A 13239-nucleotide genomic window follows, 5' to 3' on the forward strand; every position below is an offset into this window, starting at 1 on the left:
ATGCCGCTCAGAGGTGGGCGTTGAACGGCATGTTGTGGGGGCGCGAGCCCGTAAGCGCAAAGAGGGCGTTTGCGACGGCACCGCCAGTCATTGGCACGCCGATTTCACCCACTCCAGAAGGGGCAGCGCCAGACTGAATGATCTCCACGAAGATCTCGGGGACCTGGTTGGCGCGCAGAACCTCATAGTCATAGAAGTTGTTCTGGTCGACCTGCCCATCGACTATTGCGATACGCTCACGGTGCAGGCCAGATAGACCGAAAATCACACCGCCTTCAACCTGGGCCTGAACGTTGCGCGGATGAATCGCAATCCCTGGATCGACGGCTGCCCAGAACTTGTGAAAGCGAACCTCGCTTGTGTCGGGATCAAGCGAAATCTCAGCGACGCCTGCGCCGCGCGTCCCTTTATATCCTGCGAAAGACAGGCCATGGGCACGACCTTCTGGCGCGTTGCCGTAGTCTGACATCTCAAGCACTTTTTCGAGCACGGCTGAACCACGACTGCTCTTGGCTAAGAGTTTACGTCGGAAACCCGCAGGGTCACTTCCAGCGGCCGCGGCAAGCTCATCAATGAAGCATTCCCGCGCATAGCAAATTGGACCCCATCCGATGCCACGCCAGGCTGCGATCTTCGATTGGCGTTCAGTAATGATATGTTCCGCGGTTAGATTTGGGCAGTCATAGTCCTGGGCTTGCGCCCCTTCCATAACCAGAAGATCTCGCCCGTTGGATTTCTCCCAGATCTGAGGCAGTGCGAATTGTAGCACAGAAGGTGAAGCCAGGCGGTGATGATACCCAGTGACATTGCCGTCCTGATCAATGGACGCGGAAAGCTGATGGGCAGATGCCGGCCGGAACCAGCCGTTCTTAACATCGTCTTCACGGGTCCACATCAGCTTAACGGGTCGCTGGCTGATTTTGGACAGCAGCAGCGCATCTCGTAGCAGCTCGCGGGCAAAGACAGTCCGGCGGCCAAATGCGCCGCCCATTTGCATGGCGTGGATGCGGATTTTGTCAGGCGTCGTTTGCAGCACACCAGCGGCAACGCCGATGGACACCGTTTGGCTTTGGGTGCCGATCCAGACTTCGGCACCTTTGCCGTCCTCGTCCACAGAAGCAGTTGCGTTCAGAGGTTCCATTTGCGCGTGGTAGAGCTGTTCGGTTGTGTAGACGGACGCAATGGTCTTGGCATCTGCGTCGGACAGAGATGAGGTGGCGTCACCTTTGGTCTCCCAAACAATTGCATCCCGGCCTCGGTCTTCGACAGCTGCTTTCAGGGTTGCAAGTTCCGTCTCGCTGTTGGCAGGCCGGAATGCAGAGTCCTCGCTCCAGGTTACATCCAGTAGATCGCGCGCCAGCAATGCCGCTTCAAAGGTCTCGGCGAGAACGTTTACACTGTTGGTCAGAGGAATGATCTGAACGACACCAGCGACAGCCTTGGCGTCGTCATCGCTAATTTCGATGGGTGTTTCACCCTCGACTGGCGCATTAAGTTGCGCAGCATACAGCATGCCAGGCACACGTACATCTATGGAGTATTCAGTTTCGCCGCGGGTTTTTGCAGGAATGTCCAGGCGATCAACATCTGTTCCGATAATGCGCCAATTGGAGGGACTCTTCAGTTCCTCGGTCGTGACTTCTGGAACGTCCGTGATGAGAGTAAGGGTAGTTGCAGCCTCCCCGAAGCTCATATTCCGGTTTGATCCACCGTGGACAAGCGTGCTTGGCTCGGTGGTGATCTCCTCGACGGGAACATTCCAATGTGCAGCAACGGAATGGATTAGCACGCGGCGGACCTGCGCCCCGGCATGACGAAGACGCTCGAAATATCCTTCGACGGATGTAGAACCAGCCGTATACATGATGCCGTTGATTTTCGGGTTCCCGAAAGTGTCCAGTGGGCCCTTGTCGACTTGTTCTGAACGCACCTGCGACCAGTCAGCATCGAGTTCCTCGGCAAGGATCATTGGCAGAGCGGTTGAGACGCCTTGACCCATCTCGGCCGAAGCAAACCGGATCGTGATGTGATCATCTGCATGAAGTGTGACCCATGCTCCGACGTTCACGCTCTCGATGATCTCGGCCGTGGCCGAGCCTGCCAGAATGCTGACGCCACCTGTAGCTGATAGAGCGAAGGTCGTTGCGCTTGCCATTTTCAGGAAAGAGCGGCGCGATGTGAGAGTGGAAGGTGTCATGATTAAACCTCCTTGGCTGCACGTTCGACCGCGCGGATGATGCGCGGATAGGTGCCGCAGCGGCAGAGATTGGTGCTCATTTCCTCGACAATCTCTTCACGTGACGGATCAGGGTTCTGAGACAGTAAAGCCGCGGCCCGCATGATTTGCCCGGATTGGCAGTACCCGCATTGTGGAGCCTGTTCTGCAATCCAGGCTTTTTGAAGTGGGTGATCACCGTTATCCGGAAGGCCTTCGATAGTTGTGATTTCGGCATCTTCTACGTCGGATGCGTATGTCTGACAGGAAAACATTGCTTCGCCATCAATATGAACGGTGCAGGCCCCGCAGGATCCAACGCCGCAGCCAAACTTGGTTCCGGTCAATCCCAAATGTTCGCGTAGAACCCACAGAAGAGGAGCGTCGGCATCGGCTTCGACCTCGATGTCCGTTCCGTTGACATTCAGTTTAACCATTGTGTCCTCACTTCCAGTTGGGGAGATCCTTGGGTAAGTTTTCTGATTGATGTGGGCAGGAACATGTGCCGCCGCCCACCGCTTGCATGGCTTTATTCCTTGGCCCGATATTCTTCCGGCATCACAAACACCTCGTCTGCACGGCCGTATCCACCGTCTTGAACCTCTTCGATCAGGACCATCGTGGTCGGGCGCACCACCTCTCCAAAGAAGCCGACCATCAGTTCTGTCGTTTTATGGATCAGGTCCTCTTTTTGATCTGTCGTTAGCGAGGCCTGCGGAAGTTTGTAGTTGGCAAATGGCATTGCGATTTCCTTACGTGAGAAGATTTAGACGACACCGCCATTGGCACGCAGTGTTTGACCACTGATCCAACGGCCATCTGGTCCGGCCAGAAGCGAAACAGCAGCAGAGATGTCTTCAGGTGTTCCGAGCCGGCCAAACGGGTTTATCTTCTTGATGTTTTCAATCAGTGCTTCGGGTTTTCCATTGACGAACAAGTCGGTCCCAACAGGCCCAGGCGCGACGGCATTCACGGTGATGTCACGTGAGCCCAGTTCTTTGGCCAGCACATGTGTCATCGCTTCCACCGCAGCTTTTGTTGCCGCATAGACCCCGTATGTCGGCTGATAGAGCCCGACAACACTGGAGGACAGGCTGACAATCGCGCCACCTTTGTTCATGCGGTTGGCAGCCTCACGCATGCCGCGAAAGACACCGCCAATGTTGATTGCGCAGTGAGCCTCGAAGTCAGCATCAGAAGTAGATGCAACTGCACTCAGGCGCATCATACCCGCGTTGTTGACCAGAACATCGACAGAGCCGAACTCCTGTTCAGCCGCATCGAACAATCGTGGCATGCAGGATGGATCAGAAACGTCATCCTGAACTGCGATTGCCTGGCCACCAGCTTTTTTGATAGCTTCTACAACCTCGTTCGCTCCGGCCTCATCGCTTGCATAATTGGCAATGATTGCATGGCCATCCTGAGCCAGGCGGAGTGCGATAGCTGCACCAATCCCTTTGCTGGCGCCGGATACAATTGCAGTTCTAAGTCCGTGTGCCATGTCAATCTCCTTTCTGTTTCCAGCGAAGATAGACAGAGACGTGATCCAGATAATGTGTCTTGAATTGGAATGACAATTCGATAAAAGCGAACAATGATTGATCGACTTGAAACTATGCGCCTGTTTGTTCGAGTGCTGGAGCGTGGGAGTTTTACGAAGGCAGCTGCTGATCTGAGTATTCCCAGGTCCACCGCAAGTGAAGCGATTCAGCGGCTGGAGCGCGACCTGGGTAGCCGACTGCTGGATCGAACGACACGCCACGTGGCACCAACGCCAGACGGGCAGGCGTATTACGAAAGATGCGTGGCTATTCTGGCTGATCTGGAAGAAGCGGAAGGCGCATTGCGCGGGCACGAGCCCTCGGGGCTATTGCGCATTGACGCTCCTGGAACACTGACGCGGGTTTTTTTGTTGCCCCACCTACCTGACTTTCTCGCTAAGTATCCGAAGATTACCCTGCAACTCGGGCAGACTGAGCGACTGGTGGATTTGGTAAGAGAGGGTATCGACTGCGTGATCCGCGCAGGAATTCCTGATGACAGCGGGATGATAATGCGACACTTGGCAAATCTCCCTGAAATCAGCTGTGCCAGCCCGGAGTATCTTGCAAAATTCGGCGTTCCGGAATCCATAGACGATCTGAAGGATCACCGGATGGTTGGCTTTCTATCTTCGCGCACCGGCACCGCAATGCCACTGGAATTTAAGGTCGGAGATCGGATTGAGGAGGTGACGTTGCCAGCGTTGGTAGCTGCAAATGACGCTGATACAGTACACCATTTGACCCGAGATGGGTTCGGGATTGCGCAAGCGCCCAAGTATCGGTTCTTGGTAGACTTGGAACATGGGCGTCTTGTCGAAGTCTTGCCGGATGCACCGCCGTCGCCCACTCCGTTGGCGGCGTTTTATCCGCAAAACCGCCAACTCTCACCACGAGTCCGAGTATTCCTGGATTGGATTGTTAACGTTTTCGACGAAGCCGTGCTTTGATATCTCAATCGATAGAAAAATCCTACTCCTCAAAATCGGCCAGCCCGAACATTGTCCGAGGCTTCGTGATTTTTTTGTACATTTTGCAGGGGTTTTCGTGCGTTTACAAATTGCCGTGGCGGGCTCCCCATGATCCGTTTGAAGGCAGTATTAAACGCGTTTTCGGACTGATACCCAAACTTCTCTGCAACAACGGCGATGGTGTCACCCGATGACAAGAGTTGGTCACATGCTTTAATCATCCTTAGCGCTGAAACGTATTCCATTGGGCTCTGGCCGACTGTTTTTTGGAACCTTCTCGCAAAGACAGATCTGGACATACCCGCGCATTGCGCCAAAGTCGCGATTGTCCATTTTTTCCCCGGCTCACTATGTGCTGCCTTCAGCGCCAGAGATAGGCGCGCATCTGCCAAGGCTGCTAACCAACCCAAGTCGCCATCCCGTGTGGTTTGGTGATGGCGCAGCGTCTGAATGAGAACAATATGTGACAGATGTTGCGCGACCAGTGCGCCGCCTGGGCGAGGTTCAGTCAGTTCTTGAAGGATAAGCTCAACGGAATGCTGGAGACGCATTGCCATGTCGTCCTGAGAAGGGATTACGATAATTGGGGGCAGTATCGAGATCAGCCGCGAGGCATGGGATTGCGATACGGTAAACCGGCAGCTTGCAACGATAGCATAACCACCACCGTTTATGATGGCGGGTTGCTTTGAAAGAGGAACCGATAGATGGCGCTCGATTGGGTCAGGCGTCACAGCCGGGTCAGTCTTGATCGTGAAAGGACGACCCGTTGGGAGCGCGAAGAAATCCCCTTTCTTCAGATGGGTAGGCTGTTCACATCCCTCAATCGTTACCCATGCTTCACCTGATATCATGGTATTGCATTTCAGTGCTCCTGCCTGATCCTGGAAGGCAATTGCTGATGGATGCCCAAGATCAAGCAAGCCGGCGAGATGGCTCTGTGGTTTAAGCATGGATAGGATGTCTGAAAGTGGGTCCATTTGGTTCGCTCACTTAAGGTGACTTATTCCCTAACTAAAAATCTGCGCCTCAAATTCCAACCACTTTTGGGACGATTGCGAAGATATTTGACCCCTTCAATGCCTATTCGTTCCACCTTAATACCGTATATTTGTTCAGAGAAGACTGTCTTAGGTAGCAGGCAGTCGCAAATGCGGGGAGAAAGTAATGCGCGTTTTTGTAACTGGCGCAACAGGCTATGTCGGCACGGCAGTTGTTCGAGAACTTTTAGAACACAGCCATTCAGTCATCGGGCTGGCGCGATCGGAATCCGCTGCTGACGTTCTGGAGCAGGCCGGTGTGGAGTCTCACTATGGCGATCTCGAAGACCTTGCCAGCCTTGCTGATGGTGCTGCAAAGGCAGATGCCGTCATCCACCTCGGCTTCAATCATGATTTCACCAAGTTCGCTGAAAGTTGCGCTCAGGATGCTGAAGTCATTCGCGCCATAGGTGCAGAACTGTCCGGATCCGATCGACTATTTCTGGTAACTTCCGGAACCGCGATTTTGCCCGCTGGCACTGTCTCAACGGAAACTGATCTCGCACCCTCAGGGGAGATAGTGAACCCACGCGCTGCCACCGAATTTGCATGCTCTGAGCTTACGCGCAAAGGCGTGAATGTGGCCGCAGTGCGATTGGCGCCTTCAGTACATGGGCAGGGGGATCATGGCTTTGTTCGGATGCTCGCCGACATAGCAATGCAGAATGGTGAGGCAGCGTATGTGGATGAGGGACAAAACCGATGGTGCGCCGTACACCGGCTCGATGCGGCTCGGCTGTACCTGTGCGCGGATGGTGAACTGGTTGGGGTACAGCATCGAGTAGCCGGGGCGACGGACACGGGCGGCGACGCGCATATCCTTGGCGTCCAGCATAACCAAATCCGTGGCCTGGAAGTGATCCAGAGGATCAGGCGCGGCCTTGAGCAAGTGGCCCCCGACGATGCGCCTAATCTCCGGCAGGAACTGATCGGACCAGCTCCAGTTAACTTGGTAAAAGGTCATGGAAACACTCGTTACAAACAAATGGGCGAAGAGAACGCAACGCCCCGGTTGAAGTTCACTAAGCCGCTTGGGTGCTCTCCCCATTTTCAGCCAACGCCCGGATGCCCTCACCCAGCCGGTCCACGGCAATTGCCAGTTCGTCGCACCAGTTGCTCCTGATGGTGTCGCCCATCTGTTCGTTGAACCACTCGAACTGCGCGGTCAGTTCAGGCCCGGTTAGCGCAGGGGTGCCAGCCAAGAGGCAGGCCAGACGGTGGCATTCGTCACTGGTGGCGACGTGTTCGGGGCTGTAGTCCTCGGTCTTTTCGAACTCGGCCAGGGTGGCCCGCCAGTCAGCGAGCCATTCAGGGTGGCGTTTGAAGGTGGTCATGCGTTACTCCCTTCTGTGAAATCGGCCTGCTCGATATCGTGCAACAGGTCTTTGGTTTTCCCCTCGACGGTCTTGATAAGCGCCCCTACAGCGCTCGCGTTCTGCTCGCCGCCGTCCTCCCATGTCAGGGCATCAAGGGCCAATGTCAGGCCGTGCAGGATAACTGCATCACGGGCGAGGTCGTGCCTGTCCTTGCCTATCTGTTGACTGCGCTCAACCATTGCTCACGGCCTCCGGCTGCATACGCAAATAGTCTAGGCCGCGCTGGATGCTGTGATAGAGAACGCGGCCTTCGCCATCATAAGTCCTGTCCAGTTCAACACCCTCGGATGCTGCGAAACTGATATGCGCGGCGATCCCCTCAATCGTACATGCCGTTGCGCGGCTGACCTCGCCTTCCATGCGCTGCCAAAGGCGGTCGAGATAGCTATCAACCGGGATGTCGCCGCCATAGTTGTTCAGGCCGGTCCTGATGGCCTCGTATTCGCGCATCAGTTGGCAAACCGGGTCACCGCCTTCGGGGTTAATCTCCATGGGCTTGTTGGCCTGCATGGCCCTGTGCATCCCGCGTGTGCAGCCAAGAAAGATGAAATCCAGACTTGCACCGGTGTCATGGGTGAACTGCAACAACTCGTCGGTTGGTGCGCCTTCCGTGTCTGTCAATTCGGCTGGGGCGGAAACGTCCAGCATTTCCGCAATTTCTTTCACGCGGCGCTTGGCCGCCTTCATATCAAGCCTGCTCATCGCTGCCCCCTTTCTCTTCAGGCTCAAAACCCGGCTGCATGTCAAGGATATCGGATGCGAGGCGTGCGATTGTCTCAAGCAATTCGCCGTACCCTTGTTTGACCAAGTCGATATTCAGGGCGCTATCCGACGCGGCCACACCAACCCGCGCAAGGGCGAGTATGTTTGAAGCCTTGTGAAGTGTGTCTGGCCGTTCTGGCCTTTCATAGATGGGTCCGAGCACAGTGGTATTGGTCGCGCTGGCGCGTTGAACATTCATTTCAGTTTCTCCTTGATCGGTCTCTCGTTACCGGTTGCGCTTAGCAGTTTGGGACTGTGCGCGGTTCATAATGAACTGATGGTGAACATGGTATTGGCTCCTATCTTGCCTCACCGGTCCCTACAATCTATATGTAGGTATGAACAATTCATGTGTCAACACATGGGCTGTAAAAAGATACAAAAGGTGTGTAATGGGGCCTATGAGCAAAGAAACCTGTAAAGCCGCGCGAATGTTACTGAACTGGACCGCCGCAAACTTAGCTGATGAATCTGGGATACCACCAGATACTCTCCGCAGCTTTGAGAGTGGTAGAACACGCCATCTTAGCAGCCCCAACGAGCACGCCATCCGATCAGCCCTCGAAGCCCAAGGCATCCAGTTCCTGGACAGCGGCGAAGTAGCTGCGGGGCCGGGGGTGGCTTTGAAGCCCTGAATGGATTGCGTTCCAAGTTGGCGCAGTGTTCATTGTTGCACGCATACTCAAGCCCATCGCATGGACTCTCGCGCGTTCCTACTTGGCAAAACTGAGCATGCCCCTGTAGCCTTGTGCCACGCTGATAGGGAGACCAGTCACCATGAACATCTCTGAGCTATTTGATACCGCGATTGCCAAGCTCGAAGCGCAAGACACAAAGGCCTTCAATCCGAAGTATGGCGTAGGGGCTTATCGCTACAACGGCACAAGTTGCCTATTTGGCGGAATGATCGATGATGCACTCTATGAACCCGAAATGGACTCACACCGTGACGAAAGCGGCAACGTCGTCAAGCGCGCACCATCTAACGGAAGCGCGATCCTGGACGCCATACGCGCCTCGACCGGCGTCAACTTGCTTGATGACCTGAGCGCGGAAGACATCGAGACTATTCACGGCATCCATGAGGTGGAGTGGCAACCCGGACGTTCCTTCAAGGCACTTCTTCCCGCTGAAGTGTCCGCTAAGATTTGGCCCTTAGAGCCAGTGCACTAAAAGTTCAACATCGCCAAGAGGTCACGGGCCTCTTGGCAAATCTGCTCGGCGCGAGCGATTGCCTGATCTATGGTTCGCTTTGACATGCCCGTCGCCTCTTATGTGGACGCAGCTAAGCCCTTCTCATGCTGGGGCTTCTTGGTGGGCGAAGTTTTCCCACCTAGAACCCGTTGTTCCCAAAGCTCTTTTCGCTTAGATAGATGCTCGCTCTGTTGCGTGATCGTCAGTTCAGAACGCATCAGGTTCTCGTCAATCTCCCAAAGCTGGCGCTATCCCCTACCGGGCTGCTATTCCCGCTAATCCTGCTAATCGAGCTGCGGCAGGAAAGGCGCTGTCGTTGCGCCATTCACCCTAAGCTGGCCACTGACGGCAAAGTTAGGCAATTGCAGCAACGCATATGATTTCGACGTCGTAGCCCTCGCCAGCAAGACGGGATTCACCACAAGCTCGCGCTGGCGCACAGCCGTCCGGTATCCATGCGTCCCAAACCGCATTTAGGTCATCGTAGGAGGCGATGTCTGAAAGCCAGATTGTCGCGTTCAGTATCCGGGTTTTGTCAGAACCGGCTTCCAGCAATAGCGCCTCCACCTTCGCAAGGGCATCTTGCGTCTGCTCGGTCACGCTTTGCCCAGCAATGCCGCACTGTCCGGCCAACCAAACCAAACCACCATGTGAGACTGCCTGGCTCATTCGTTCGCCGGGTTTGATGCGCGTAATGTCAGTCATCTCGATCCTCACAATTCCCAATGGGTTTTGGTGTGGATTGCTGCCTATTGACTTGCATGGTCAGCACCCACACATCGGAGCTATGTTAGCAGCGATTGCAATCTCAATCCTATGCGGCCTCGCTTGCGCCTACATTGCGCAGAGCCGAGGCTTGAGCGTTCGGGCACATTCTGCGCTGGGTGTCATTCTGGGGCCTGTGGGGCTGGCTGCGACTCTCTGGTGCGCAAGGGGCAAGCCAGCGGAAGGGTGAGTGCAGCGGCTCCCCCGCCAGGGGAGTGGTCTCGGGACTACGCTGGCAACATCCGAAAAACTCATTTTCAGCCCCGACCCCCTGCTACGTCTGCTACATTTGCTACATGGGTTGCCGGGCGATGACCCAAGTGGCTCGAAGCCCTTGCAACCCAGTTCCTTAACGACGGAGATGTTGCTGCCGAGACAGGTGTGACGCGCAACAATGTCGGTCTTCCCATAATATTTCAGTTGTTGCCTGCGCTATCCCTCTCCGTCAGTGTCCACCTAACGAGTTTTTCAGGTGAGGCATTTGCATGGCCAATGCAGAGACGAATTGGATCGATTTCTATATTTCACTCACTCCAGTCGCGCAAACTGGCATCTGGGCGGGAGTCGCTCTTGCATCTCTCTTGCTCTTACGGAAACCGCTACTTCAGTTGGGAGAGGTACTGACACTCAGGATCAAGGATGGAGATAAAATCTCTACACCTTGGATTACCCTTGAAGGTCGGCAGAACCGCGAGCGAAAGGTAGTTGAGCAAGTTACCGAGAATTTACGAAGAGAGATAAAGTCGTCTGAAGCGAAGCAGTCTGGTTCACTTTCAGCCGCCAAAGAAGGTGAGATTGATGAGTTGCTCGAAAAGGTAAGCAGCCGCTTTATTGATCTAATTTTTCCAGCGTCAAGTTTTGATACTGATAGCCGCGAGGACGTAAAGGTATCACTTTATTTTACCGATTGGGTAAACGCATCCGACTTCCTCAATGAAGTGTACATTTCAGCAGTAGAAGGTGGGATAAGGAGCATGCCGCCTTGGACTTATGGGCGCTATTGGCAGCTAAGAAATAAGCGCACAGGCAGCTACATTAGCAAGAACCGACGGGGCTCAAAAATCGACAATAGGCCGTTCGCCGACCTTGGCGTTCGCCCAGGCGACCTACTCGTCGCAGAACGTATCCGTTAGCGCAACCTTGCCCCAAGTCGGGGGTAGAGACAGTTCGGAGTATTCGAAAACATAGGGCGAGGCTGCGTGTCCCCTTCTTATAGATTGCCGCCCGTCCCCCCGGCGGGTCGACTGCCAGTCCGCGCGGCCTCACGAGTGCAAGACGCATCAGGTTGCTACAGCACTTCCTTCCCGATTGGCTCTCCAAAGTCGACGTCATGGTTTTCAACCAGATGCACCGGGCCAATGAACCGGCAGGCGTCCCCCACGGCTTTAAGACTGATTTGCTTCTGTGTCTGGTTGAGCGCAGTCCGGCGACTGCTGTTCAAGTGAACACGGGTCATCCGAGGCGGTCACTCCCGGCACACCTATTTGGAACCAGGCGATGAACAAAGTGGCGCTAAGCAATCCGGGCCATAGGATTACTCTGTAGGTGATGTTCCATGTCTTCGGTCCGTGTTCTTCGTACCATGTTTCCCAGCCGATGTGTTCCCAGCAGTTATCGGCTCCGAGGCTTGCGACAAGCTGTGCTTCGATCATCGACAAGTATTCAGATATCTTTGCAATATATCGAAGCTGCATCGTTGAGCGGTACCAAGCCAACAAACAAAGTACAGGCGGTATCCATAGGGACTTCACCAACTCGCCTGTATCTGCGGCAGTCTCCCCGAATGAACCAAACAGCCAAGCATAGGTGGCGGCGATACCCAAGAAAACGTAGAGTTCGATTTTATGCAGATTTTCGACGGCGGCAGACACTTTTTGATGGCAGGTCTGGTATTCGAGTCGAAGGTAATCGCTGGGTTCAAATGGCATCTTTCAAAGTCCCAAGGTACTGATTTTGGCTGAGAGCCACCCTATGGCACTACCTCTTGCTTGCAATGATAGATTTCGGCCCCATCAGCCGATATGAACTCTCGCCGGGACGCTCTGGATCACCCTGCGCAAGTTCCAGGTCGAACTCTTCCAGAAACGGCACCAGCAGCCCCGGATCGGCCATATAGAAGGCCGTTGTGTCTCTGAGGTCGCAACGAGGCACACAGTCAGCATTATAGCCCCACAGGCCCCGCCCTGCGCGTTCATCCATCCATCTGTGCAGGTCGTCGTACCGCCGCCCGAACCCATCTAAAGGAACCAGCACGCGGACCCTCAGAGGATAGAACAGCTCGTCAGCGGCTTTCTTTCGGGAGCGGGATTTGGTGCGCATGACGGGAAAGCTAGGGGCGATTTTCAGCTTGGGCAAGCTGCAATGTTCCGTATATGTTCTCTTTATGCCTGTCTCTCATCCGCCAGCCCATCCGTATCCCGGAAAGTTCCGCACGTTGCGGGATGCTGCGGCTAATGGTCAGGTCATCACGCTTCGGTGCAACCTGTGCCGCCGCAATGTCCATTTCCTTGCCTCAGACCTTGCTGACATCGTTGGCCCCGACTGGCCGATGCACGAACCGGTGCTGCCCTGTCACAAGCATGGGCGTGAATATGTCGATATGCGGGCACGGCTGGCACAGCAGGAAGATTTGGGGAAGCTGCCCGTGCGCCGTCCTGCGAAGTTGATCCAAACGTGGAAGACTGTGATGCTGGGGGATGAGTAGCGCGTATTGAGAGCTCAAATGGAAGCCCATGCAATCGCTTCATTCACAGGTCGGCCCATGTTAGATTAGCCGCTCATAGTTAAACCGATTACGAGGAACCCACATGTCCAGTAGTGACATTTCATTACATTTTGCCATCGAAGAATACAAAGCAATGCGCGAAGAAGTCTTGGATCGCAGCAGATTGGACCAGCAGCTCCAGAGAAATGGAAACCTTTTGATTGTTGCCGCGCTTGGCCTTTATTACTCCAATCTATTTGATATGGATAACCCCCTGATAATACTCGCAAGCTCTCTAATTGCCCTCTACGTATTGCTGACACAGGCTAGATTCAAACAGTATGGGCGGCAACTGGGCCTCTACATCAAGATGATCGAAGAGAGAATCTACGAAAGCGGTGCTCAAATCGAGTTGGGTTGGGAGAGGCAATTGGATGCTATCCGAAAACAAGAAGAGCAGATGCACGAGGCATCGCGAGAGCAGCAAGGCACACCGCTTGGCACTCTCAATGCAGTCGTAGAGGTAGTTCGTGGCGGGGGATACGTACTCAGCTCTACCGAACTGGACCGTACCTACTGGAAATTTGTGTCTGCTGGGCTCTTTCTGTTATTTGTTTTGGAGGCCGTCTTGTTCCTGCTTGGCAAGGCCTAAACTTGACTGCCGAGCC

Annotated in this window: 18 protein-coding genes; 6 read left to right on the forward strand and 12 right to left on the reverse strand. The window is 54.6% G+C overall.

Annotated features, from left to right (window positions below; all coding sequences use genetic code 11):
• Positions 1–7: 7 nt before the first annotated feature.
• The 4 genes from AB1E34_RS12350 to AB1E34_RS12365 all read right to left on the reverse strand — a co-directional run bounded on the left by AB1E34_RS12350 (position 8) and on the right by AB1E34_RS12365 (position 3719).
• Positions 8–2197 (reverse strand): xanthine dehydrogenase family protein molybdopterin-binding subunit, encoded by a 2190-nt coding sequence (locus AB1E34_RS12350; RefSeq protein ID WP_372572648.1) that lies wholly within the window; start codon positions 2195–2197, stop codon positions 8–10.
• Positions 2198–2199: 2 nt separating this feature from the next.
• Positions 2200–2652: a (2Fe-2S)-binding protein gene (locus AB1E34_RS12355; protein WP_372572649.1), complete on the reverse strand. Its 453-nt coding sequence runs from the start codon at positions 2650–2652 to the stop codon at positions 2200–2202.
• Between the two features lie 92 nt (positions 2653–2744).
• A complete protein-coding gene (locus AB1E34_RS12360; protein ID WP_372572650.1) occupies positions 2745–2957 on the reverse strand; it encodes a tautomerase family protein in 213 nt (70 codons plus the stop codon).
• 24 nt (positions 2958–2981) lie between these two features.
• The gene (locus tag AB1E34_RS12365; RefSeq protein WP_372572651.1) at positions 2982–3719 is read right to left on the reverse strand and encodes an SDR family oxidoreductase; all 738 of its coding nucleotides are present in this window, start codon (positions 3717–3719) and stop codon (positions 2982–2984) included.
• 93 nt (positions 3720–3812) lie between these two features.
• On the opposite strand from AB1E34_RS12365, the gene AB1E34_RS12370 reads away from it, so the two are divergent.
• Complete coding sequence (locus AB1E34_RS12370) at positions 3813–4709, forward strand: LysR family transcriptional regulator (RefSeq protein WP_372572652.1); 897 nt, start codon at positions 3813–3815, stop codon at positions 4707–4709.
• A 29-nt stretch (positions 4710–4738) separates the two neighbouring features.
• Here the strand turns inward: AB1E34_RS12370 and AB1E34_RS12375 are convergent, their stop codons facing one another.
• Positions 4739–5710, reverse strand: a complete 972-nt coding sequence (locus AB1E34_RS12375) for an AraC family transcriptional regulator (RefSeq protein ID WP_372572653.1) — start codon at positions 5708–5710, stop codon at positions 4739–4741.
• A gap of 187 nt (positions 5711–5897) precedes the next feature.
• On the opposite strand from AB1E34_RS12375, the gene AB1E34_RS12380 reads away from it, so the two are divergent.
• On the forward strand, positions 5898–6893 hold the full coding sequence (locus AB1E34_RS12380) for an NAD-dependent epimerase/dehydratase family protein (RefSeq protein WP_372572654.1): 996 nt from the start codon (positions 5898–5900) through the stop codon (positions 6891–6893).
• Here the strand turns inward: AB1E34_RS12380 and AB1E34_RS12385 are convergent.
• From AB1E34_RS12385 to AB1E34_RS12400, 4 genes are read right to left on the reverse strand one after another with little or no spacing between them, the layout of a single operon-like run.
• Entirely contained in the window at positions 6793–7104 is a 312-nt protein-coding gene (locus AB1E34_RS12385; protein ID WP_372572655.1) for a hypothetical protein, read from the reverse strand. The genes AB1E34_RS12380 and AB1E34_RS12385 overlap by 101 nt on opposite strands.
• Positions 7101–7325, reverse strand: a complete 225-nt coding sequence (locus AB1E34_RS12390; RefSeq protein WP_372572656.1) for a hypothetical protein — start codon at positions 7323–7325, stop codon at positions 7101–7103. The genes AB1E34_RS12385 and AB1E34_RS12390 overlap by 4 nt, the downstream gene beginning before the upstream one ends.
• Positions 7318–7848 carry a hypothetical protein gene (locus AB1E34_RS12395; protein ID WP_372572657.1) on the reverse strand — a complete coding sequence of 177 codons (531 nt, stop codon included), beginning with the start codon at positions 7846–7848 and terminating at the stop codon, positions 7318–7320. Before AB1E34_RS12395 ends, AB1E34_RS12390 begins: the two co-directional genes overlap by 8 nt.
• Positions 7835–8107 carry a hypothetical protein gene (locus tag AB1E34_RS12400; RefSeq protein WP_372572658.1) on the reverse strand — a complete coding sequence of 91 codons (273 nt, stop codon included), beginning with the start codon at positions 8105–8107 and terminating at the stop codon, positions 7835–7837. The genes AB1E34_RS12395 and AB1E34_RS12400 overlap by 14 nt, the downstream gene beginning before the upstream one ends.
• Positions 8108–8685: 578 nt before the next feature.
• On the opposite strand from AB1E34_RS12400, the gene AB1E34_RS12405 reads away from it, so the two are divergent.
• Positions 8686–9081, forward strand: coding sequence for a hypothetical protein (locus tag AB1E34_RS12405; protein ID WP_372572659.1), 396 nt, complete (start codon positions 8686–8688; stop codon positions 9079–9081).
• 375 nt (positions 9082–9456) lie between these two features.
• Here the strand turns inward: AB1E34_RS12405 and AB1E34_RS12410 are convergent, their stop codons facing one another.
• Positions 9457–9807, reverse strand: a complete 351-nt coding sequence (locus AB1E34_RS12410; protein ID WP_372572660.1) for a RidA family protein — start codon at positions 9805–9807, stop codon at positions 9457–9459.
• Positions 9808–10352: 545 nt separating this feature from the next.
• Here AB1E34_RS12410 and AB1E34_RS12415 point away from each other — a divergent pair.
• Positions 10353–11000 carry a hypothetical protein gene (locus AB1E34_RS12415; protein WP_372572661.1) on the forward strand — a complete coding sequence of 216 codons (648 nt, stop codon included), beginning with the start codon at positions 10353–10355 and terminating at the stop codon, positions 10998–11000.
• 252 nt (positions 11001–11252) lie between these two features.
• On the opposite strand, the gene AB1E34_RS12420 is transcribed toward AB1E34_RS12415, so the two are convergent.
• Together AB1E34_RS12420 and AB1E34_RS12425 are read right to left on the reverse strand one after the other, a co-directional pair.
• The gene (locus AB1E34_RS12420) at positions 11253–11795 is read right to left on the reverse strand and encodes a hypothetical protein (protein ID WP_372572662.1); all 543 of its coding nucleotides are present in this window, start codon (positions 11793–11795) and stop codon (positions 11253–11255) included.
• A 49-nt stretch (positions 11796–11844) separates the two neighbouring features.
• Positions 11845–12186, reverse strand: a complete 342-nt coding sequence (locus AB1E34_RS12425) for a hypothetical protein (protein WP_372572663.1) — start codon at positions 12184–12186, stop codon at positions 11845–11847.
• 64 nt (positions 12187–12250) lie between these two features.
• Between AB1E34_RS12425 and AB1E34_RS12430 the strand changes: the two genes are divergently transcribed.
• Positions 12251–12571 carry a hypothetical protein gene (locus AB1E34_RS12430; RefSeq protein ID WP_372572664.1) on the forward strand — a complete coding sequence of 107 codons (321 nt, stop codon included), beginning with the start codon at positions 12251–12253 and terminating at the stop codon, positions 12569–12571.
• A gap of 103 nt (positions 12572–12674) precedes the next feature.
• Positions 12675–13223 (forward strand): hypothetical protein, encoded by a 549-nt coding sequence (locus AB1E34_RS12435; protein ID WP_372572665.1) that lies wholly within the window; start codon positions 12675–12677, stop codon positions 13221–13223.
• Positions 13224–13239 lie beyond the last annotated feature (16 nt).

Origin of the sequence: Ruegeria jejuensis, assembly GCF_041537905.1 — a bacterium.
In the GTDB taxonomy this organism is placed as follows: Bacteria; Pseudomonadota; Alphaproteobacteria; order Rhodobacterales; family Rhodobacteraceae; genus Ruegeria_C.

Coding starts and splice junctions, on each gene's coding strand:
- AB1E34_RS12385 (WP_372572655.1), bottom strand. CDS start 7,104: ATGACCACCTTCAAACGCCACCCTGAATGGCTCGCTGACTGGCGGGCC.
- AB1E34_RS12400 (WP_372572658.1), bottom strand. CDS start 8,107: ATGAATGTTCAACGCGCCAGCGCGACCAATACCACTGTGCTCGGACCC.
- AB1E34_RS12390 (WP_372572656.1), bottom strand. CDS start 7,325: ATGGTTGAGCGCAGTCAACAGATAGGCAAGGACAGGCACGACCTCGCC.
- AB1E34_RS12355 (WP_372572649.1), bottom strand. CDS start 2,652: ATGGTTAAACTGAATGTCAACGGAACGGACATCGAGGTCGAAGCCGAT.
- AB1E34_RS12380 (WP_372572654.1), top strand. CDS start 5,898: ATGCGCGTTTTTGTAACTGGCGCAACAGGCTATGTCGGCACGGCAGTT.
- AB1E34_RS12410 (WP_372572660.1), bottom strand. CDS start 9,807: ATGACTGACATTACGCGCATCAAACCCGGCGAACGAATGAGCCAGGCA.
- AB1E34_RS12350 (WP_372572648.1), bottom strand. CDS start 2,197: ATGACACCTTCCACTCTCACATCGCGCCGCTCTTTCCTGAAAATGGCA.
- AB1E34_RS12425 (WP_372572663.1), bottom strand. CDS start 12,186: ATGCGCACCAAATCCCGCTCCCGAAAGAAAGCCGCTGACGAGCTGTTC.
- AB1E34_RS12395 (WP_372572657.1), bottom strand. CDS start 7,848: ATGAGCAGGCTTGATATGAAGGCGGCCAAGCGCCGCGTGAAAGAAATT.
- AB1E34_RS12420 (WP_372572662.1), bottom strand. CDS start 11,795: ATGCCATTTGAACCCAGCGATTACCTTCGACTCGAATACCAGACCTGC.
- AB1E34_RS12360 (WP_372572650.1), bottom strand. CDS start 2,957: ATGCCATTTGCCAACTACAAACTTCCGCAGGCCTCGCTAACGACAGAT.
- AB1E34_RS12435 (WP_372572665.1), top strand. CDS start 12,675: ATGTCCAGTAGTGACATTTCATTACATTTTGCCATCGAAGAATACAAA.
- AB1E34_RS12370 (WP_372572652.1), top strand. CDS start 3,813: ATGATTGATCGACTTGAAACTATGCGCCTGTTTGTTCGAGTGCTGGAG.
- AB1E34_RS12405 (WP_372572659.1), top strand. CDS start 8,686: ATGAACATCTCTGAGCTATTTGATACCGCGATTGCCAAGCTCGAAGCG.
- AB1E34_RS12415 (WP_372572661.1), top strand. CDS start 10,353: ATGGCCAATGCAGAGACGAATTGGATCGATTTCTATATTTCACTCACT.
- AB1E34_RS12375 (WP_372572653.1), bottom strand. CDS start 5,710: ATGGACCCACTTTCAGACATCCTATCCATGCTTAAACCACAGAGCCAT.
- AB1E34_RS12365 (WP_372572651.1), bottom strand. CDS start 3,719: ATGGCACACGGACTTAGAACTGCAATTGTATCCGGCGCCAGCAAAGGG.
- AB1E34_RS12430 (WP_372572664.1), top strand. CDS start 12,251: ATGCCTGTCTCTCATCCGCCAGCCCATCCGTATCCCGGAAAGTTCCGC.